This window comes from Cyclobacterium xiamenense (assembly GCF_009467825.1).
Taxonomy (GTDB): domain Bacteria; phylum Bacteroidota; class Bacteroidia; order Cytophagales; family Cyclobacteriaceae; genus Cyclobacterium; species Cyclobacterium xiamenense.
In genome coordinates, this window is sequence record NZ_WIOK01000006.1 from 187007 (window position 1) to 207734 (window position 20728).

Sequence of the window (20728 nt, forward strand, 5' to 3'; positions counted from 1 at the left end):
AAATGTCACTAAAAAAAGAACTAGAGAAACAAGGAAACTGGCTTTTCAAGTACAGGAGTTTTTTACCTCTGGCAATTGTATTTATCGGAACACTAATTCATGTACAGGCAGCAATCAATCCGGATTCATTTTTGGTGAAAAATGTATCTTCGAACACGCTTTTGGAAATTACTGCCATATGCACCAGTCTAGTCGGGTTCCTTATTCGCGTATATACCGTCGGACATACCCCAAAAAACACCTCCGGAAGAAATACCAAACGGGGGCAGGTGGCGGAATCGCTGAACACAACGGGAATCTATTCCATTGTGCGCCATCCGCTATACCTGGGTAACTTTTTGATGTGGCTCGGGCCAGCCATGCTAACCGCAAACTTTTGGTTTACCGTCTCTTTTGTGTTTCTTTTTTGGCTGTACTACGAACGAATCATGTACGCAGAAGAAAAATTTCTACAGCAAAAGTTCGGAAAAACATATGCCGATTGGGCAGACGGGGTTCCAGCGTTCCTTCCCGCCATCACTACGTTCAGAAAACCGGTGTACCCGTTTAGCTGGAAGAAAGTGCTAAAAAAAGAAAAAAATGGGCTTTTCGCATTGTTCCTCCTGTTTTGCTTTTTCGATATTTTCGGAAAATACCTAAGGCAAGATAGCAACTACAATTATTTCCTACTCACCCTATGCCTATTTACCGGATTGCTGTACATGGTACTGAAATACCTCAAAACGCACACGAATAGACTGGATGAAGTCGATCGCTAGTTGGGCTGCCACTTCCCGGGTTCGGGCACTGGGAAACACCGAAAGTATCCTCCTTACCGACGCAACAAAACAAGCCAACGCAAAATCATGGCAACGTCAATTCGTACGACTGGTAGGATCAAATCTATCTGGAAATACTCCCCTGACCGAACTGGATCAATGCTCCCTTTGGCCAATCTCGTTAGGGAGAATAGATTCAGGTAATAGGCCATTGACCTCCACCGCCGGGGCGCACAAAGCTGTCCGGGAGTTTCGTAAAAATAATCTCAAAAATATTTCAATCCTCAGGCAACGCTTTGGGAAACCAGCGGCGTAATGCGAGTGAAACCAAATCAACAACTACATGAAAAAGTTACTTCTATTACTATGGTTCGTCGGAATTACGGCCGGCATTGCCAGCGCACAGGACAGCCCGGAAACCCTTTTCGGTAACAAGGTCTCGGTGGAAAAAATTGGATTTATGGTAGACCCGGGCTTTCAACTGACCCAGGTTGCAGGTGAGGGCGCGGGATATGCCCTCTTTCGGGCAGGTCTCACCCTCCACGATAAACTGACACTCGGTGGATTCTACGGGCAGCTGCTAAACGATATACGGCCTTCCTCCTTCGAAAACGTCCTTCCGGCACAGGCACACATGGACTCCTACCAGGCCGGTGGATTTATCGAATACACCCTTTTTTCCAGCAGACTGGTACACTTCAGCTTCCCGCTTTCAATAGGAGTCGTGGAACTCGAAATTGATCAGGAGGGAAGGGATTTTGATTACGAAGAAACCAAAACCCTGCTTTTAGAGCCCGGCGCACAACTCGAAATCAACCTGCACCGTTTTGCACGACTGCATGCCGGCCTCGGCTACCGAATAATGGGTGCAACCTTCCAGGAATCCGCAGGAGTCCCCGAAGCAGGTAACAACCTAACCTTCCAGATCGGACTGAAAATGGGTCTGTTCTCGATTCAAAACTTAAAACAAAACGAAGCTATCCAATGAAACAATTTCCTGTAATTATTTTCATCGTTGGCCTGTTTTCCTGTGACCTCATCGGGGTGGATTCATCCAGCCCGGATGAGCAATTGTCTCAAGGAACCATCACTGTCTCAGAGCTGACGGAGACATTGGTAGCTTCCACTGCCGTCAAAATTACCCGGTTCATCGAAGATGGCCGGGACAAAACCTCCCGGTTTGAGGAGTTTGTATTCAATTTTAATGCGGACGGTACGGTCGTGGCTACCTCCGAAAGCCAGGTAATTAGCGGAACCTACCGGGTCTTTCACGACGACGGAAAAACGGAACTTCGGATGACCTTTCCAGCAAACTCCATCCTGTACGAATTGACCGATGACTGGTACTTCCGGGCCAAATCGGAAAAAGGCATCCAATTTGACGACAGCGGTGATCAGCTAAGCATCGCCTACTAGCTTCTTGCTTCCAACCAGTTTAATTAACCACTATATCTTTACTACCAGAACCATGAACAAAGTCCTTCTTTCCCTTTCTTTCATTTTTAGTGCGATTCTCTACCCCGACTTTCTGTTTGCGCAAAACAGCGAAGAAACCCAAACGGTATTCAAAGACGGAATCCCACTGAACACAGAAAATCTGGGCGTCTTTATCGCACCCTCACTGGGGTTTACGCAGATGGACGGTGGCACCGCTACCCTTTTGAATCTAAGGGGTGGCGTTAGCATTCGCAACACCTTCTCCCTGGGGGGCTATTTTGCTACTTCTGTCAATGACATCCGCCCACAAAGCGAGGTAGTACCAGATGTGTACATGGACTACTGGTCCCTGGGTGGTTTTGTGGAATATACCTGGAACGCATCCAAGCTCGTGCACGTAACCTTTCCCCTCTACCTCGGATACGGTGAGGTTCAAATGGACAACGAACTCGGAAACGCCGGGCTGGGCGAAGCAAATTTCTTTCAGATCGAACCTACTGCTTTGCTTGAGATCAACCTGCACCGCTTGCTCGGCTTGAACCTGGGTGTGGGCTATCGGATGCTGGGAAACATGAGCTACCGGAATTTCGACCAATCGGATATGGACGGCTTGACCGGCTACGTGGGATTGAAATGGAAGGTATTTCAGTAATCCAATTCCAAAATCAACAATTGGACGCATCTTTCTTCTGGGGAAACGGGAAAAGCACCTTCCGGTTTCCCCTCGTTTTTTGCGTATTGAAGGTTCTGCGAAGCTTCGATCCTAGCCCTCTGGAAAGGGCTTTAACAGATGCACCCGAAAAAGCGGCACTGCAGCCACAATATTTTGTGGAGACTTCAAGTTTTACGTAAGAACAGCCGCCGAAACACATGCAACTCGATACCCTTTCCGCCATGCCACCCGATTCGTCCAGCCTGGAAATACGTTGGTTTTTTTCAAAACCTGTTCCCGAATTGAAGGCCTTTGTGCTGGCAGCCTTTCGTTTGAAGCCGCTGCCGGAAATACGAACGGATGTGTACTACCCCATTCCCGGCAGGGAGGATCTGGGATTAAAAACCCGCGAGGGTGAAAACGAGCTAAAGAAACGAAGGCAATCCGGACTTCCTCTTTTTTTCCACGATTCGCAGGCCGGTTACCTGGAAATTTGGGACAAATGGGTGGTGGAAAATGGAATCGAGCAGGAGGGGTACCTGAATTCAATTTCCATCCGGAAAAAACGATGGGCCCTAAAATTCACCCTGTCTGAAACCGGCGCATGGGAAGTGCATCCGTATGAAAGCTACCTGCCTCGGGGAATTCAGATGGAGTACACTGCGCTAAGCTGGCGGGACTGTGCGTATTTTACCTTTGGCTTGGAAGGATTTGGCAGCGTCGGTCAGGCAGAGGTAGAACAATTCCTTGCCCTGGTGCCCCCTTGCTCCGAACTGTCCCTTGACCATTCATCGGGCTATCCTGCCTGGATTTTTCGCCTGTAGCTTTGTTTTTTGCGCATCTCGGGAGCTAGCGTAGCGCTTCCTTTTTGAAAATTAGGGAAATGGCCTTTCTGCGTTGCGCTTTTTTTTGTCCCCGGCCAGCAGGACTTTCGCATGCGTGTTTTGCCTGGTCTTCGGGATGGTGGATCCGGTCTGTTTTTCCCGGCCCACTCGCTCGTATACCCGGCGGACGCTGGCTGTCTCCATCTCCCATACTATAGCCAAAACTTCCAGTTCTGCACCGTTCGGTCTGTCTAGCCTCATTTTATACGATTTATTTCGCAGGCAATACACACAACTCATCTCGTATTTCGAACGACATACAATTATTTTCGTAGCGAAATAGATGAAAAATTCCTGCAAATTGATTTTTCCTTAAGGTCGTCCTTCCGTATTTTGCGGCATGTGTCTGATATCTTTTAGTTGGAATGCCCATCCAAAATACCGATTGATTTTGGTAGCCAATCGTGACGAGTACTTCAATCGCCCTACGCAATCCCTGCATCAGTGGGAAAGCGGCATCTATGCCGGCAAAGACCTGAAGGAAGGCGGTACCTGGCTGGGTTTTCATCCCTCCGGAAGGTTTGCGGCCCTGACCAATTACCGGGATATTCGTAACGAGATTCCGCGCCAACGATCCAGAGGTGAATTGGTTACCGGGTTTCTGACTAGTAGCGAAGGTCCGAAAGACTATTTGAAAAAGGTAGAAGCGATTCAAGACGAATACAACGGATTTAACTTGCTCGTAGCCGATATGGAAAACCTGTACGTATTGTCCAACTATGGCAAGGGCATTGAACTGGTAGACCCTGGCGTCCATGCGATTTCAAATGCCTTGCTTGACAGTCCCTGGCCGAAGGTAACGAAGGCCAGGAGTCAGTTTCAGGAGTTGCTGGCAAAAAAGATGCCGGAAATGGACGATTTGCAGGGGCTGCTGCAGTCTACCGAATTGGCAGCGGAGGAACAGCTGCCTGCCACGGGATTAACGCAGGAATTGGAAAAGGCGGTTTCGGCGCAGTTTATCCGGGTAGACGACTATTACGGAACGGTCAATACCTCGGCCTTGCTGTGGGATCGGCTAGGCGAGGTCCGGTTACGAGAGGTGCGCACCGTTCCGGAACGAGAGGTAACGGAATGTGCCTTTCGCCTTTATTAGTGGTATACCGGAACTATGCGTTCCATTTCCTGTTTGTATGTATATGAAAAAGTTGGAGTTACTGATAATCGGCGCCGGGCCGATCGGATTGGCCTGCGGGATTGAAGCCCAAAAAAAAGGCCTAAATTACCTGATCATCGAAAAAGGGGTGCTGACCAATTCGATTTTTAACTATCCGGTGAACATGACTTTTTTTTCCACCTCGGAAAAACTGGAAATGGGAGATATTCCTTTTATGTCCATCGCAAACAAGCCTACCCGGCCTGAGGCGCTGGAATACTACCGGCGAATCGTCCGGCATTATGGGCTGTTAATCCACTTGTATGAGGAGGTGCAAACATTGGAAAAAACCGGGGAAAGCTTTTTGGTACATACCTCGAAAGGAACCTATTTGGCCGAAAAGCTGGTGGTAGCCACCGGTTTTTACGATTTGCCCAATACCATGAATGTGCCCGGGGAAGACCTTCCGAAAGTAACCCATTATTACAAAGAACCATGGCCCTATATCGGGCAGAAAATAATCGTGGTCGGAGGAGGAAACTCTGCAGTGGACGTTGCCCTGGAAACCTGGCGTAAAGGTGCGGAGGTAACCATGGTCGTGATGAAGCCCCAAATTGATCAAACAGTTAAATACTGGGTCTTGCCAGATATCGAAAACCGGATCAAGGAAGGTTCCATTAAGGGGTATTTCAGTACCACGATCAAAGAAATTCGGGAAAATGAAGTCCTCCTGCAGACGCCTGAAGGAGAGGTGTCGGTAGCAAACGATTTTGTATTGGCCATGACGGGATACAAACCAAATTTTGCCCTATTGGACCAATTGGGCGTGCAACTCAGCTTGGACGAAAAGCGTCAGCCTTGCTACGATGCGGAGAGCCAGGAATCCAATGTGCCCGGGCTTTACCTTGCCGGAGTGGTGTGTGGTGGATTAAATACCCGGGAGTTTTTTATTGAAAACACCATCGTCCATGCCCAATCCATCATAGCGGATATCGTGAAAAAAAAGCAAACGCCTTCAGGCGTAGAAAAGTAACGCATTGATTAGCGTTTCCGGGAATCCGGATGGGTGTCGGGATGTACCTTATCCTGGTGCAATAGTACCGTGGATGTGGGGTAAGCAATGCGTATATTGTCCTCAGGTCCGAGTTTTTCGAGGATACTTTCCGTGATGGCGTGTTCAAACATCCGCCTTTTTTTTGGGTCGCAGAGGTAGCGCATGGAAAGCTGAATTCCCCGTTCGGTGATTTTAGTAAAGATCATGGGGGTAAATTGCTTGTACACGATGAGGTGGTCCTGCTTGGCTTTCTTAAAAACTTTTTCTGCTAACCGTAGATCCTCTTTCAAGTGCTCGTTCAGAATGTCCAGCAAAATGGCTTTTGCTTTTTTGAAATCACTTCGAAGGGTGATGTAAATCTTTTGCTCGTTCCAGATGTAGTTGAAACCCGTTGAATAATTGGCCTGGGCGTCCAAAAACACTTTTCCATTGGGCACGTGGATCACCCGGCCGGTACTTTGGTCGGCTTCCACCCAATTGCCGATTTCCAGCAATGAAAACTGAAAAAGACGTAAATCGATCACGTCCCCCTGCACCTCGCCTATTTGAATCCGGTCACCTACATCAAAGGGCTTGCGCAGGTAGATAAAGGCCCATCCGGCAATATTGACAAATATATCTTTCAATGCGATGGCAATGCCTGCGGACAATAGCCCAAAAAACGTGGTAACGGACTGAAAATTATTGATCCAGAGGTTGCCAATGATCAGAATCCCGATGATAAAGGAGGTGTATTCGATGACTTTTCTCCAGTGATACTGCCTCCTGAGTTCTACGGCATCACCCCGGTAGATCAGCCGTACGGAAACCTTGTTGATGAGCCACATGATAAATACGATCAGCAGGGTCTGGAGAATCCTGTTTCGCAGCGTGGTGTCAATATCAAAGTTCAGGAAATTGTCAAACATGGCGGTTCACTAAAGAAAGTCAAACTAGGCAAATATATGGCAATAATTCAACGCCTGGGAAGGAATTATTTTGGAGATTTGGGTTTTCGGTTGCCAAGCCATACCCCCAGAATGACGGCAAGAATTCCCAGGTAATGGAACGGAAACAATCGTTCCCCGTCGAGGACTCCCCAAAACAGCGCTACCATAGGTACCAGATAGGTTACCGAACTGGCAAAAACCGGGGTAACAAGTTTCACCATGGCGTTAAAGAGCACCAGGGCAGCGGCGGTGCCAACGATTCCCAATGCGGCGACGTATCCCGCCGCTTTCCAGGCCCCTTCGACGTGTAGCAGTTTGAAGGAAAAGTCCGTAAACCCCCACAAATAGATTGCCGCAAGGGGCAATACCATCATGAGCGAAACGGAAGTAATCCCTTTCGCTTCGATTTCCTGAACCCGAAATTTGATAATGTTTACATTGAGTCCGTAACAAATGGTGGCTGCTACCACGAGTAATCCGTACAGATTCATGGTCGAGAACAGTTCCGTGCCGGTACCTTCGCCTCCCGCCACGACCAGGATTCCGACTCCGACGAAGGCGATCAGCAAGCCAATGGCATTTCTTAGCGTAATCCGTGCCTGAAAGAAAAAGGCACCAACCGCCACCACCATCAAGGGGGTAAGGGCATTGATCACACCGGCCAGGGAACTGGAAAGATTGGTCTGGGCAGTAGCAAAGAGAAATGCGGGAATAAAACTACCGACAAAACCAATGGTCAGTAGGTAAGTCAATTGCTTTTTTTGTAACAATTTGATCTGAGGTATGGCAAAAGGAAGCAGCACCGTCCCCGCCATCACGATCCGAAATGCCCCCACTTCGCCGGCAGAAAACACCAAAAGGGCTTTTTTAATCAAAATAAACGAACTTCCCCAGATTAATGCCAGCAATACCAGCATTGCCCACTGTTTTAACTGGCTTTCACTGGTGGCATCAGGCATGTACAAGCGGGTTCGATTTCACGGGCAGCTATTTTTCAGGAAAACGTAGGTTTACAATTCTGCATCAGTAAATACCCGTGCTATTTCTTCCAGAAGTTCGCAGGTCTCGGCATAGGATTCATTGGTGACCAAAGCGGTGCGGTACGGTTTGAAATGGGGAAGACCCCTGAAATAATTCGTATAATGCCTGCGCATTTCGAGCAAGCCTAATTTCTCGCCTTTCCATTCCACGGAAAAATCCAAATGCCTTTTGGCTACCCTGACACGTTCTTCCAGATCCGGCCCTTCCAGCAGCTGACCGGTAGCAAAATAATGCTTGATTTCATTGAAAATCCAGGGATAGCCGATAGCCGCTCGTCCGATCATGATACCGTCCACACCGTACCGTTCGCGGTAGCTTTTCGCTTTTTCCGGGCTGTCTACGTCTCCATTACCAAATACCGGAATAGTAATTCGTGGATTGCTTTTGACGGCTGACAGGTATTCCCAATTGGCTTCGCCTTTGTACATCTGCTTTCGCGTCCGGGCGTGTATGCTGATGGCTTGTATGCCCACATCCTGCAATCGCTCGGTAACTTCCTCTATCCGAATGGTGTTTTCATCCCAGCCCAATCTGGTTTTAACAGTGACGGGAATGGAAACGGCCTTTACGATCTCGGCGGTCATGGACACCATTTTGTCGATGTCCAGCAAAATCCCTGCCCCTGCCCCTTTGCAAGCTACCTTATTTACCGGGCAGCCATAGTTGATATCCAATATGTCGGGTCCGGCTGCTTCTGCAATTGCCGCAGCCTCTCTCATGGAAGCGATTTCATTCCCAAATATTTGGATCCCTATAGGTTTTTCGTAGTCGTAAATATCTAACTTTTGGACGGATTTGGCTGCATCCCGAATCAGTCCTTCCGAACTTATAAACTCCGTATACATGAGATCCGCCCCATTGGCTTTACACACGGCCCGAAACGGCGGATCGCTTACATCCTCCATGGGGGCCAGCAAGAGTGGGAATTCCCCCAGATTCAAATCTCCGATTTTAATCACGCGCTAAAATTTTATGCAAAAATGAGTGTTTTTCCTTGAAAATCAATACCGTTAGCCGTTATTCGGGCATTTTTCCGGTACTTAATTTACACGCAAATCACTAAACCGGCTTGTGGTACAGGCTATTTCATGTAAATTTAAGCTGTCTATGGAAATCTACGAACATCAACCGGGGTATCAGGTGAGGCAGCATTGGTTGCTTTCCTTTTCGGTTTTGGTTTTACTTGTATTTGGCGCCCTCGCCATCCTTCAAACCCTGGCTGTCGGGCTGATTCCTTTCTTATTTGGAATTGGCTTTGATCAGTTACCCGCACTTTTGAGTGGAACATTGGATCATCCAAACGGGCGAATGGCCTTCCTGTTCATACAAGGCTTAGGGGGAGGTTTGGCTTTCTGGTTGGGTGGTTGGCTGTTTATCCGGCTGGTAGACAAAAAAACCATGCGGCTTTCCCGGCAGTTTAGCCCGGAAAAACTGCACGAAATCGGGTTGGTGTTTCCCATTCTGATTGGGTTTGTGTTGTTTAATTCCCTGTGGGTGTACCTCAACATGAACATGGAGTTTCCGGAAGCATGGAAGGGTTTGGAGACCCTACTTCGGGAAAAGGAGGACCAGTTGATGGAGTTGACCCTTTACCTGACCGATTTTGCCAGTACCGGGGAGTTGCTCATGGGCATTTTGGTGATCGGTGTATTGGCGGGCATTGGGGAAGAATATCTTTTTAGGGGAATCGTCCAACCAAAAATGCATGCCTATACCCAAAACGCGCACCTTGCCGTTTGGCTTACAGCACTTATCTTTTCGGCTATCCACTTTCAGTTTTACGGGTTCCTACCCAGGATGATGCTCGGCGCATTGTTTGGCTACCTGTACCTGTATTCCGGAACGTTGGTTTTTCCCATTCTGGCCCATATACTCAACAATACCTTTACCCTATTTCTGGTCTATTTCAACAAATTGAATTTGATCGACTACGACATGGAAAATGCGACCGAACTACACTGGGAATACGTCCTTATTGGCGGGGTCGTCTTTCTGCTTTCCTGGAAACGGTTTCTGAGCCGGCAAAAAACCCAAACACATGCGTAAATGGCAAAAAATTTTTGAATCTGATTCTCCGATCCGGGCTGAAATTGTCAAGGGGGTTTTGGAAGAAAAGGGCATCGTGGCCGTCATCCTGAATAAAAAGGATCCCGTGTACAAAATTCACGGCAGCATAGAGGTGATGGTTTCTGCTGACGAAGCCATCCGGGCTATAACTATCGTTGAGAATGAGATCTCGTTTTAGCATCAGCAATTATAGCAACCTGGCACAGCGAGTCATTACCGCGCTGATTGGCGCTGCGGTGATTATCGGCAGCACCATTTTTAGCGAATGGGCGTATTTCTTCGTGTTTGCCATTCTGCTTGGCTTCACACAAATGGAGTTTTACAAGCTATCGGGCCTGGACGGAATGTTGCCCTTGAAAAGTTTTGGGACCTTTGTGGGATTATTAATCTTTGCGTTTACCTTTTTGGAGGAAATGAAAATCATTCCCATTGCCTATTACTTTCTGGTATTTCCGCTGCTGTCCATGATCTTTTTTATCAAACTGTACCGAAAGTCGGACAAAAAGCCATTTACGGGAATTGCCTACACGATTTTGGGGATCTTTTACGTGGCCATTCCCTTTTCTCTGTTGACGGTTGCGGCCTTTTCGGTAGACAATACGTTTCATTTCGAAATTGTTATCGGTTCTTTGCTGATCTTATGGGCCAGTGATTCAGGCGCGTATTTTGCCGGAACGAAATTTGGAAAAACGAAGCTTTTTGAACGGGTGTCACCAAAAAAATCCTGGGAAGGGAGCCTTGGAGGGGCTTTTACAGCGATTGTCGTCACCTATTTCATTTCGAAAAATTTCACTGTCCTGCCGGAGTGGCAGTGGTTTTGTATCATGACCATTATCATCATTGCAGGTACGTATGGCGACCTGATCGAATCCCTTTTTAAACGGAGCATTGCCATCAAAGACTCGGGAAAAGGGCTTCCCGGACACGGAGGCTTTATGGATCGATTTGATGGTTTGCTTTTATCTACGCCATTTATCGTAGCATTTTTGAAAATATTTTAATTCTTACCTGAAAAAATCCTAATATTGTAAAACGTAAGTCCATACCCTGCGCTCGCTGGCAGCCAATAATTGCTGACTGACGCCGGCGCAGTTGAATCAAAGTTGCTCGCTCATGACCATTCATAAAGAAGGAAGATCGCTATTATTTTGGCTACTCTTTATACTGGCCGCAGTTAATATCCTGCTGCATCAGGTTTTACCCGACAGAGAGTTACTGTTAAACCTGACGATGCTGGGAAGCATTGTTGGCTACCTGGCTGTTTTGCAGTTTTTTCGAAACCCGGCCATCCCCATGCCCGATGACCCCGCGTTGATTTATGCAGCTGCAGATGGAAAAGTGGTGACCATCGAAAAAACGCGCGAGGACGAATACCTACAGGAAGACCGGATTCAGGTATCGGTGTTCATGTCCCCCATAAACGTGCACGTCAACCGGTCTCCCTTGACTGGCCTGGTCAAATACGTTAAATACCATCCGGGAAAGTACCTGGTGGCCTGGCATCCGAAATCAAGCACCGAAAACGAACGAACCTCTCTGGTATTGGAGCATCCCTCCGGGCTGCTACTGATGGTTCGGCAAATAGCCGGAGCCATGGCCAGGCGCATCAAGTGGTACGTAAATGAGGGCGATCCCGTGGTGCAGGGGCACGAATTTGGTTTTATAAAATTTGGTTCCAGAGTGGATCTGTTTCTCCCGCTGGATGCTGAGATATTGGTAACGGTAAACCAAAAGACAAAGGCTGGCATCACCCCAATTGCCCGTCTTAAATCCTAAGCATTCCTCAGCCCAGACCCATTTCCAGGGCTTTTTTCACCAATTCTGCCATGGAAGACACTTCCAGCTTCCGGTGAAGGTGTTTTCGGTGGGTTTCGACCGTGAACACACTCAGGTACAGCTGGTCCGCGATTTCCTTATTACTTTTCCCACGGGCAATCCATTTAAGGATTTCCAACTCGCGTTTTGATAGCTTGAAGGCTGTTTTGAAGTGATCGTATTGGTCGAATTCGTCTTCCTCCGCTTGTTTCAATACTTGCTCAAAATTCGCCAGGTACCTTTCTTCCATTACTTCCCGGATGGTAAAAATCAATTCGTCGGGATCGGCATTTTTCAGCACGTAGGCGTCTACTCCCTGCTGTATGCATTTTTTAAAAATTTCTTCTTCGTCGTACATGGAAAGCACGATGGTTTTTATTTTCCAGCGCTTCTTCTTGATGTGTTGCAGAATTCCGAGCCCATTGAGCCCCGGCATGTTCATATCCGTAATGAGCAAATCTGCTTTGATCGTTTCCAAGGCTTCCAACAGTTCCTTCCCGTTATGGTATACCCCTTCTACCTGAAAGTCTTCCTCTCTGGACAACAGGTTTTCGATACCTGCTGCGAATAACTTGTGGTCGTCTGCCAGGACGATTTTGGTTTTAGTTGTCATCGTTAGCCTCGATTGATTCCTCCAGTTGGATTTTTATTTGGGTCCCCTCGTTGCTGGCCGAAACCACCTCCACCTGACCATTGATTGCTTTAATTCTGGATTTAAGGTTTTTTATTCCCAACCCGGAGGATGCATTGGCTGTATCAAACCCAACGCCGTCGTCCCGTATAAGTAGCGTGGGGATTCCGCCTTCCTCCACAAGGTGAATGGAAATCAACTGAGGAGATGCGTGTTTCATGGCATTATTCAGGCATTCCTGTACCATCCGGATCACAACCAATTTCTTGTCCCCCTCTAGCCTGTCAAAGTAATCGCTCGTCTTTTCAAAAGCGGTCTTACAGAAACCGCTTTTTTCGATCTTGCCCAGCTCATCGGTCAGAAAATCTTCAAATTTTAAGGCGTTGAGGTAATCCTTATTAATGGACCTGGACAAGCTCCGAACCTCCCGGATAATCTGATTAATCAATTTTTTCCCTTCGTACAGTCCCGACCCATCCGGATTATTCAACACCAATTTCGCAAGCGAGAGCAATTGTCCGATATTGTCGTGCAACTCCTGACTGACAAAAAGCAGGGTCTGTTCGCGCATCTCCTTTTCCGCATTCAGAATGGTGTTTTCGTAGTCCGCCTTGAGGAGTTGGATTCGATGCCGATTTTTGATCTGCCGCTGCCGGTGGACAATGACGATGGTAACGATAAATACCGCCATGATCACCATCAGCACCACTCCGGTAAGGATGGCCAAAAACGTAGGCAAGGCATTATCTTCCATTTCGATTCGCCGAAAAGATAAAAGAAGAATAAAACGAAAGGCCAAAAATCAGGTAAAGCATGGCCGCAAAAATTCGGTTCATGGAGGCCAACACGGTCAGGTACCATTTGTCAATATCCCAGAGAATATTCAACGCTCCGAAATAAATAAAATTCGGGCAATAAAAAAGAAGAATGGCAGCAATGTTCCAAAAATGAGGTACGCCAAGCAGGGGCTTGTCCCAAAAACCCTCCAAAAGAAAGATGCGGTACAGCAGGTAACAACTCACCACTACGATCCCAAAACTTCCAAGCAAGTGGGTATATTGCTGAAAGAGTTGAGACGGGTTTTGAAAAAAAACACTGTTTACAAGGGCCCATGCAACAAATAAAAGCATGAATTGGTCAATCCGCTTTTTCACCAAGGGCACATCCACCAGCGACTTCAAATAGACCAAAATCAACAAGGTCTCTCCGCAAACAAAGAAGATATTGTATACCAATACGTTTTTCTGCCCATTTTGCACCAGGTAATAGGCGTATAACTCAAAGGTCAACACATATAAAATGATGAAAAAAATGTACGCATGGGCTCGCTTATCTTCGGTTTGTATCTTCCGTACAGGGAAGTATAAGAGCGAGCACAGCAATCCTACCCCAATACAGGAAAGGTATACAGCGATTGTCATGGCGAAAGAAACGTTGAATTGAATTCGTTCTTGGAGGCCTCCTAGCAGTCAGGAGGACATACCTTACCTCCATTTACAATCATGGTTTCCTGCCCCGGATCTTGGTTCTCATTCGAGGCAGTAAGAACTACCGTCAATTTCCCGATATAGTCGGAAGCGCGTTCGGCATCGTCTCTTTCGGATACAGTGCGTTCGTCGTACATACCCAGGTAAATCTTGATACCTCCTTGTTTTGGATCGGTTTGCGCCAGAAGCTTTTCAATGGTTTCCCTGTCGAACCAAACTGACCGCGTCTGCCGTTTCGCAGATTCCTGGTTGATTGCCTTTTCCGCTTCCTGAATGAATTTTTCGTAATTCCGTTTCAGAATATCAAATTTCTCTAAGTCCATTGATGGTTTACTTTAGGTGATTGTCGTTGATCAAAATTAACCAAACTTCCGATTAATCCTTCCCCACCGAAATAAAATTCCTGCCTTTTTGTTGCACCGCTGCCTCTCAAACCCCACCACCTTCCATTGCCTCAGCGCTAATTTACTGCGACAACCGAGCCCAGGTAACAAACAAACCGAAGATTTGGTGAGGGGAACCATTAAAAGGGAATAGGAGCACTAATTAAAATAATTACCCCTTAAATCAATTACCCATTCTTCTTTCCGAAAAATTTTTTATACTTTACTTTATTATTTGGAAACCGAGACTTACCCGCACCGTACATGATTGTTACCTTAGTAGTCCTTGGTCTTCTCCTGATACAGACCATCGTCATTTATAACCGACTGATCCGCTTACGAAATAATGCCCGTGAAGGATGGAGTGGCATTGACGTTCAGTTGAAACGCCGGGCTGACCTGGTTCCCAATCTGGTCACTACCGTAAAAGGCTATGCCAACCATGAGCAGCAGCTTCTGGAAGATATCACCAAACTACGTAACCAAACCATCGCCGACCAAAGTATCCCCAACCAGGCCAAAACTGCCGCCGAACTGGGGCGCTCCCTACAGCGACTGCTGGTGATTGCAGAGGCGTATCCCGAATTGAAGGCTGACAAAAATTTCCTCAAACTCCAGGAACAACTCTCGGAAATCGAAAACACGCTGCAAAAGTCAAGAAGGTACTACAATGGAACCGTTCGGGAACTGAACATCAAAATCGAGTCTTTCCCTTCCAATCTTGTAGCCAAGATTTTTAGTTTTGAAAAATTTGACTTTTTTGCACTGACAGACGCGTCCGACAGGGCCGTTCCCGAAATAAATCTCAACTAATATGCGAAAAAAACCCATCGTGCTTGTACTGGTATTGCTGCTTGGCCTGGCCTTTTATCCACCGGTGATGGCCCAGGAACAGGAGGAGATCCTTTCGTACCACAGTGAAATCAACATCCAACTGGACGGCTCCCTGGACGTTACGGAAAAGATCACGGTAAGGAGTACAGGAAATGCCATCAAACGGGGCATCTTCCGGAGTTTCCCCGTACGTTACCGCGACCGGTACGAAAATCAGGTGCGGGTGGGGTTCGATGTGCTGGAGGTAAAGAAGGACGGCACGGACGAACCCTACGAAGTGATCCGGCAGGGCGATTATCAGGTGGTCCGGATCGGAGATGAAAATACCTTTTTGGACCCCGGCGAATACACCTATACGATCCGATACACGACAAACCGGCAAATTGGCTTTTTTGATACCTACGATGAACTGTACTGGAATGCCATCGGCGACCAATGGGATTTTCGAATCAATCAGGCTTCGGCAAGAATCGTGCTGCCGGAAGGTGGCGAAATCGGTCAGTTTGCCGCCTACGCGGGTCCTGTAGGAAGCACCGACTGCCCCTGCGACATTGAAAAGGAATCTGACACCGAATTGTACGTAGCGGTGACGGAACCACTCAGCCCTCGTGAACCGCTTACCCTGGCGGTTTCCTGGCAGAAAGGCCTCATCGAGCCCCCGGGTACGGTGGAAAAGACCGGGGATTTTCTGCGCGATAATGGGGGCATTTTATTGCTGCTACTCGGCATCATCGCAGCATCGCTTTATTACTTTTATGCCTGGAACCGGGTGGGTAAAGACCCGGAAAAGGGCGGGATTTATCCGATTTTTGACGTACCGGAAGGACTGGATGCAGCAGCTGTGCGGTACTTGTACAAAATGGGGTTCGATACCAAAGCCTACGTGGCCGCAATCGTCGAATTGGCAACCGGAGGTCACTTGAAAATCATCGAAGAAAAAAGGAAAAAATACGTGCTGGAAAAAGGTGAGGCAACGGAGACTACCAACAGTGGCTACCTGGCGATCCTCTCCAACCTGTTTTCCGGCGGAGAACGCACCCTTTCTTTGAATCAGAAAGAGCATAAAAAAATTGGTGGCGCGCTCAAAGGCCTGAAAAACGATTTATCCGACCGATTCCAAAAATCCCATTTCAAAACGAATACTACCTGGCTGATTCCAGGCATTCTCATCTCCCTACTGATGCTCTTCCTTGGCGCAAGGTCGACAATCAATCAGTCGTTGGAAGAAGAAAATGTGTTTTTGATCATGGGCCTTATTTTTTCCATTTTCCTGTTGACTTTTCTCAGCAAGGTCTTCCTGACGGTGATGCATTACCTGGACTACGGATACGTGAAGATCGGAACGATTATAGGAGAGATAGTTAGTTTATTATTCCTACTTGCCTTTCCCGCCGTGCTCATTTTTGTTTTTGATGCCCGGCTCCCATACGGTTTTCTGCTTTTAGCGCTGGTTCTGGGATTGATCAATGCAATCTTTATGTTTCTGATGAAGGCCCCTACCGAAAAAGGCAGAAAAGTGATGGACGAGATCGCAGGCTTTCGCATGTACTTAAATGCTGCCGAGAAACCCTTGCTGGAAACCTACAATCCACCTGGGGTTACGCCGGAGGTGTTTGAAAAATTCCTTCCCTATGCCATCGCATTGGACGTAGGCGAAGCCTGGGGCAAAGCCATGGAAAATAAGCTCGCGTCGCTGTCCGAAGAAAAAACTGCTACCCGCCGGTACCGTCCCTCCTGGTATGCCGGATCTGCCTTTACGGCGGGATCGTTGGCGGGCTTTTCGTCCAGTCTTGGAAATTCTTTTGGCTCCGCCCTTAGCAATTCTTCCAGCCCCCCCGGTTCGAAGTCCGGAAGCGGCGGAGGAGGTAGTTCCGGCGGCGGTGGCGGTGGCGGCGGTGGCGGCGGCTGGTAAACGCGTGCCAGCGCCTCTGAATCCGTTGATCCAAGCCTACATTTTTTTTAAAAACAGATTTTTCCACTTGTCGCTTGGCAGGGATGCATAACCACGCCCTGTCAGCAGGTTGGTGATTAGAAATCCCGAACCGATGCAAAAAAAGAAGGTTGCATATCCCCTTCTTCCTTTGCGTTGGTCAAGCGATTTTATTGATTTTTTTCTTAGACGTTTACCACTTCGGTCTGTTTTTGTCGCCTTGGTCTATAAGATCAACTTTACACATCGTGAAAACAAAATTTCTACAATTTCAGAAAGTAATGTCAATAGTCGCCATTCCACTAGCCATCGGGTCTTGCGACTTCATTGGGGGAAACGAAGACCCCTTACAAATCTCTCCGGATGCCGAAAGTATATCAGCCTTCCTTACTTCGTTAAGCAGCGATTCAGGCAATCTTCTAAATGTGCAAAACATTAACGGAGGCACTCAGAGAGCCGAAATCAGCAATCGGGTAAATGCCACTCCAATCAATGGCGGCAATAGGGAATGCCGGGTGATCAAATACGATCTAAAAACAAACGCTGAAGAGGTGGCGATCCTGAGACCAACCAATGGGATCATCTATCCGGGAGCTTTGGTCATAGCGGATCGGGCCACGCTGGGAGGACTTCCCACCCCAGCTGGAATTGATCGGGCACCCATGAGCTTGCGAATTGATCTCCCCGGTATGGGAGAAAACGGCTCGCTCCGGATTGACAAACCGTCAAATTCATTGGTACAGACTAAAATAGATGAAGCCCTGGAATGGTGGAATGAAAATGCCTATCAGGAGGGCTATGTCAATGCGGCTAACTCCAGCTACATTGCCCGGACAGCTCACAGTTCCAAACAGGTAAGCATGGAGCTGGGATTAAATGTGGAATGGGCCAGAGGGGATGTTGAAACCCAATTTAACTTTCAGTCCAGCACTACCCAGCGTGTCGCTATGATGTCCTTTAAGCAGGTATTTTATTCAGTGACGATGGATGCGCCAAATAATCCGGGTGATGTTTTCGGTCCAGAAGCGAGCATCGAGGAAATCGAGCAAAAATTTGGTGCTGAAACACCTCCCGCTTACGTCCAATCGGTCAACTACGGGCGAATAATCTTATTTCGCATGACCACCACGGAATCAGCCACCGATGCGCAACTCGAAGGAGCAATGAACTACGCCACGGGACTCACTTCGGTAGATGGTCAAGTGGAAGCGAAATACAAAGCCATTCTTAACAAGTCTAGCATTACGGTTGTGACCATTGGAGGTAACGCGTCGGTGGCTTCCGAAGCTGTAAATGCGAGAAATTTTGCCGACCTGAACTACATCATTACCGGAGAAAATGCCGTCTATTCCAGGAACAATCCGGGAGTACCCATTTCTTACAAACTACACTATTTAAAAGACAATACTACTGCGAAACTTGGATACACCACCGAATACGATGTAGAAAATTGTGACGTGAAGCTCCATCCGGCGCAAAATATACGTGTTTCTAACAACGCGGGGACCATTGCTGCCCCGAACGTACGCTACTCAATCACCTATCGTACCTATGGGAGATCCGGTCAAAGCGTGATAAATAGCGGGAATATCGGCTTCAAAAAAAGTGTCACCAAACAAGTTCCTGCAGGTGCTTACGATATTCAATTCAAAGTGGAAATCTGGGATTTGTCGTGGAAGACCCTTATGGATCGGGTCTATTCCAGGCCGTCAAAAGCATGTTGGGAGGTCTTTAAGCCCAACATCATTAGTGTCAATGTCAGATCGGTCAATTGCTAAACTATACAGCAGACCACCAATTTTGCCACTATTTGCCTTTCGAAATTTTCACCTCGTAGACCGATGCGCTTTCCAACGCTCGTTGTTTTTCCTGAGCAGAAGCTAAAGAGGCATTCAGTTTTTGAAGCAGTTCCGTGTTTTGTTCGGGATCGGATTGGGCAATCAAACGAGCCTTTTCAAAAAGCGATATCGCAGCAGCATGATCACCCAAAGCCAGCAGGCAGGCACCCAGTCCCAGCTGGCTTTGGGCGATTTTTACGTCCCCTTCGTTCAGCAACCGCTCCCGAATGGCCAGTGCTTCTTCATAATACACCCTCGCAGCTGCAAATCGTTTTTCGTTTTGAGCGATTTCTCCCAAGCGCATCCTTGGTGTTGCCCTGCGTAGGTCGTCTGCAGAGAGGAGGCGATCAAAACTTTCCACCGATATCAGGTAACAATCCCTGGCTTTAGTAAACAATTCCGCGGCAAAGTACGCATTCCCCATGCTTCCGTTCAAGGCTCCGTAATAGTAATGACTCCCCCAAAAAAGGGAATCTATTACCGAAATCGCGTCTTGATAGATTGGTATCGCTTCCAATGGTTTACCCAAGCCGATATAGGTTCGAGCCAAATTTCCCATACTTGCCACCGTTTCGACGTGATAGGTACCTAGAATAGCCCGGCGCTGTTCGAGCGAATGCTTTACGAAGCTTAAGGCCTTCTTGTAGTCACCTAAGTTTTGGTAAAGGCTTCCGAAGTAATTGTACGAATAGGCAATTTCAAGATGGGGTTCTTCGTACAACTCCTTTTTCATTTTCAATGCCTCCTCCAGGTACCTTTCGGCTTCCTGCAGGTTGTCCCGCTTCATTGCCGTTGCTCCCTTCATGTGAAGGAAAGAGGCAATTTCAATCGTTGACCCACTGTAGGCTTTTTGCGCCAGCTCCAAGCCTACACTAAGCGTAGAATCTGCCGCCTCGTACCGGGTCATATCGTACAGACAACTCCCCAATTCCAACAATGCATCTGCCAGGTCAGGACCGTTATGGATGCCGGCTGCCAACAAGCGATTTACGGCTTTTTGAGAAAACGAAAAGGCCGAATCCAATTCCCCGAACATAAAGTACGAGGAAGAAATCAGCACCTCGTTTTGGGCCAACCGTTCTTCAGAGACGGCATCCAGGCTAAGGTTGATCGCATAGGACTCCGCCGCCATTTGTTTCGCTTGCTCGTATTGGCCCAAACTCAGGTACACGCCCGTCATCCGACTCAGCATGTCTGCGTACAAAGCAGGATCATCCCCAAGATTCTTCGAAAGGTTTTGCATCCCCTTGTCTAAAAGCTGAACAGCGGTAATCGTATCTGCACCGCCAATATTGGGGTCTGCTGCAGAAAAAACGTCTGTTATAAGTCCGGTAATCTGGTTTGCCCGCCTGGCTTCCGACAACGCAATATTGCGCTGCTCTTTAAGCTGAAAGGTGTAGTAAATACCCATGATCCCCAATAGAAGGAAGCCTACCCCTACTGCATACAAGACAGTCCTGTTTCTGCGCAGGTATTTTTGGGTGTGATAGGTCCAGGATTTTGGACGGGCGAGAACCGGGTAGTCGTTTCGAAAATCACGAACGTCCCGAATCAATTCGTCTACAGAAGCATACCGATCTCTCGGAGCCCTTTCCATGGCCTTTTGGCAGATAAGCCCGATATCTTTAGCAAAATGAACGTACCCAAATTTACCTGAAAGCCGAAATGGGGAGGAATACCCAGCCAAAATAGCATTTTTTAGTGCCAATGGGTCTTTGAAAAAGGTCTCAAATGGATGGTCTTCTACCAGCATTTCGAATAATATCACGCCTAGGGAATAGATATCCGAAGCGGTATATAATACTCCCCATATGTTGGACCAAAAGTATCAGTCGTTAAGTTAACTCATTTATTTGATATTACCTCCTTAGTTGTCTTATTTCCCAAGGGTACCC

At 47.6% G+C, this 20728-nt stretch carries 23 protein-coding genes; 14 read left to right on the forward strand and 9 right to left on the reverse strand.

The annotated features are described in order from the left end of the window. Positions 1–2 precede the first annotated feature (2 nt). From GCU44_RS06580 to GCU44_RS06600, 5 genes are all read left to right on the forward strand, one after another. Positions 3–758, forward strand: a complete 756-nt coding sequence (locus tag GCU44_RS06580; RefSeq protein ID WP_154855286.1) for a methyltransferase family protein — start codon at positions 3–5, stop codon at positions 756–758. Between the two features lie 343 nt (positions 759–1101). Further along, positions 1102–1746 carry a hypothetical protein gene (locus GCU44_RS06585; protein WP_154855288.1) on the forward strand — a complete coding sequence of 215 codons (645 nt, stop codon included), beginning with the start codon at positions 1102–1104 and terminating at the stop codon, positions 1744–1746. Continuing rightward, positions 1743–2174: a hypothetical protein gene (locus GCU44_RS06590; RefSeq protein WP_154855290.1), complete on the forward strand. Its 432-nt coding sequence runs from the start codon at positions 1743–1745 to the stop codon at positions 2172–2174. The genes GCU44_RS06585 and GCU44_RS06590 overlap by 4 nt, the downstream gene beginning before the upstream one ends. A gap of 52 nt (positions 2175–2226) precedes the next feature. Further along, positions 2227–2847 (forward strand): hypothetical protein, encoded by a 621-nt coding sequence (locus GCU44_RS06595; protein WP_154855292.1) that lies wholly within the window; start codon positions 2227–2229, stop codon positions 2845–2847. Positions 2848–3065: 218 nt separating this feature from the next. Further along, on the forward strand, positions 3066–3671 hold the full coding sequence (locus tag GCU44_RS06600) for a hypothetical protein (protein ID WP_154855294.1): 606 nt from the start codon (positions 3066–3068) through the stop codon (positions 3669–3671). 51 nt (positions 3672–3722) lie between these two features. Here GCU44_RS06600 and GCU44_RS06605 read toward each other — a convergent pair whose 3' ends face one another. Then, positions 3723–3932, reverse strand: coding sequence for a hypothetical protein (locus tag GCU44_RS06605; RefSeq protein WP_154855296.1), 210 nt, complete (start codon positions 3930–3932; stop codon positions 3723–3725). Between the two features lie 139 nt (positions 3933–4071). On the opposite strand from GCU44_RS06605, the gene GCU44_RS06610 reads away from it, so the two are divergent. Continuing rightward, a complete protein-coding gene (locus tag GCU44_RS06610; RefSeq protein ID WP_154855298.1) occupies positions 4072–4824 on the forward strand; it encodes an NRDE family protein in 753 nt (250 codons plus the stop codon). A gap of 43 nt (positions 4825–4867) precedes the next feature. Then, a complete protein-coding gene (locus tag GCU44_RS06615; RefSeq protein WP_154855300.1) occupies positions 4868–5857 on the forward strand; it encodes a YpdA family putative bacillithiol disulfide reductase in 990 nt (329 codons plus the stop codon). A gap of 8 nt (positions 5858–5865) precedes the next feature. Here GCU44_RS06615 and GCU44_RS06620 read toward each other — a convergent pair whose 3' ends face one another. From GCU44_RS06620 to dusB, 3 genes are all read right to left on the reverse strand, one after another. Next, entirely contained in the window at positions 5866–6786 is a 921-nt protein-coding gene (locus GCU44_RS06620) for a mechanosensitive ion channel family protein (RefSeq protein WP_092171233.1), read from the reverse strand. A gap of 65 nt (positions 6787–6851) precedes the next feature. Beyond that, entirely contained in the window at positions 6852–7766 is a 915-nt protein-coding gene (locus GCU44_RS06625) for a DMT family transporter (protein WP_241684862.1), read from the reverse strand. Between the two features lie 51 nt (positions 7767–7817). Continuing rightward, positions 7818–8807: a tRNA dihydrouridine synthase DusB gene (gene dusB, locus GCU44_RS06630; RefSeq protein WP_154855303.1), complete on the reverse strand. Its 990-nt coding sequence runs from the start codon at positions 8805–8807 to the stop codon at positions 7818–7820. Positions 8808–8955: 148 nt separating this feature from the next. Between dusB and GCU44_RS06635 the strand changes: the two genes are divergently transcribed. The 4 genes from GCU44_RS06635 to GCU44_RS06650 all read left to right on the forward strand — a co-directional run bounded on the left by GCU44_RS06635 (position 8956) and on the right by GCU44_RS06650 (position 11691). Beyond that, a complete protein-coding gene (locus GCU44_RS06635; RefSeq protein WP_154855305.1) occupies positions 8956–9894 on the forward strand; it encodes a CPBP family intramembrane glutamic endopeptidase in 939 nt (312 codons plus the stop codon). Next, the gene (locus GCU44_RS06640) at positions 9887–10093 is read left to right on the forward strand and encodes a putative signal transducing protein (protein WP_092171225.1); all 207 of its coding nucleotides are present in this window, start codon (positions 9887–9889) and stop codon (positions 10091–10093) included. The genes GCU44_RS06635 and GCU44_RS06640 overlap by 8 nt, the downstream gene beginning before the upstream one ends. Continuing rightward, the gene (locus tag GCU44_RS06645) at positions 10077–10916 is read left to right on the forward strand and encodes a phosphatidate cytidylyltransferase (protein ID WP_092171223.1); all 840 of its coding nucleotides are present in this window, start codon (positions 10077–10079) and stop codon (positions 10914–10916) included. Before GCU44_RS06640 ends, GCU44_RS06645 begins: the two co-directional genes overlap by 17 nt. A gap of 112 nt (positions 10917–11028) precedes the next feature. Further along, complete coding sequence (locus tag GCU44_RS06650) at positions 11029–11691, forward strand: phosphatidylserine decarboxylase family protein (protein ID WP_154855307.1); 663 nt, start codon at positions 11029–11031, stop codon at positions 11689–11691. Between the two features lie 7 nt (positions 11692–11698). Here the strand turns inward: GCU44_RS06650 and GCU44_RS06655 are convergent, their stop codons facing one another. From GCU44_RS06655 to GCU44_RS06670, 4 genes are read right to left on the reverse strand one after another with little or no spacing between them, the layout of a single operon-like run. Further along, positions 11699–12343, reverse strand: a complete 645-nt coding sequence (locus tag GCU44_RS06655; RefSeq protein ID WP_092171217.1) for a response regulator transcription factor — start codon at positions 12341–12343, stop codon at positions 11699–11701. Continuing rightward, positions 12333–13115 (reverse strand): sensor histidine kinase, encoded by a 783-nt coding sequence (locus GCU44_RS06660; protein ID WP_154855309.1) that lies wholly within the window; start codon positions 13113–13115, stop codon positions 12333–12335. The genes GCU44_RS06655 and GCU44_RS06660 overlap by 11 nt, the downstream gene beginning before the upstream one ends. After that, the gene (locus GCU44_RS06665; RefSeq protein WP_092171212.1) at positions 13105–13782 is read right to left on the reverse strand and encodes a hypothetical protein; all 678 of its coding nucleotides are present in this window, start codon (positions 13780–13782) and stop codon (positions 13105–13107) included. The genes GCU44_RS06660 and GCU44_RS06665 overlap by 11 nt, the downstream gene beginning before the upstream one ends. 41 nt (positions 13783–13823) lie before the next feature. Beyond that, positions 13824–14171, reverse strand: coding sequence for a hypothetical protein (locus GCU44_RS06670; RefSeq protein WP_154855311.1), 348 nt, complete (start codon positions 14169–14171; stop codon positions 13824–13826). A 324-nt stretch (positions 14172–14495) separates the two neighbouring features. On the opposite strand from GCU44_RS06670, the gene GCU44_RS06675 reads away from it, so the two are divergent. The 3 genes from GCU44_RS06675 to GCU44_RS06685 all read left to right on the forward strand — a co-directional run bounded on the left by GCU44_RS06675 (position 14496) and on the right by GCU44_RS06685 (position 18773). After that, a complete protein-coding gene (locus GCU44_RS06675) occupies positions 14496–15044 on the forward strand; it encodes a LemA family protein (RefSeq protein WP_154855313.1) in 549 nt (182 codons plus the stop codon). A gap of 1 nt (position 15045) precedes the next feature. Next, the gene (locus GCU44_RS06680) at positions 15046–16977 is read left to right on the forward strand and encodes a DUF2207 domain-containing protein (RefSeq protein ID WP_154855315.1); all 1932 of its coding nucleotides are present in this window, start codon (positions 15046–15048) and stop codon (positions 16975–16977) included. 266 nt (positions 16978–17243) lie between these two features. Continuing rightward, positions 17244–18773 carry a thiol-activated cytolysin family protein gene (locus tag GCU44_RS06685; protein WP_143057567.1) on the forward strand — a complete coding sequence of 510 codons (1530 nt, stop codon included), beginning with the start codon at positions 17244–17246 and terminating at the stop codon, positions 18771–18773. 28 nt (positions 18774–18801) lie between these two features. On the opposite strand, the gene GCU44_RS06690 is transcribed toward GCU44_RS06685, so the two are convergent. After that, positions 18802–20601, reverse strand: a complete 1800-nt coding sequence (locus tag GCU44_RS06690; RefSeq protein WP_154855317.1) for a tetratricopeptide repeat protein — start codon at positions 20599–20601, stop codon at positions 18802–18804. Positions 20602–20728 lie beyond the last annotated feature (127 nt).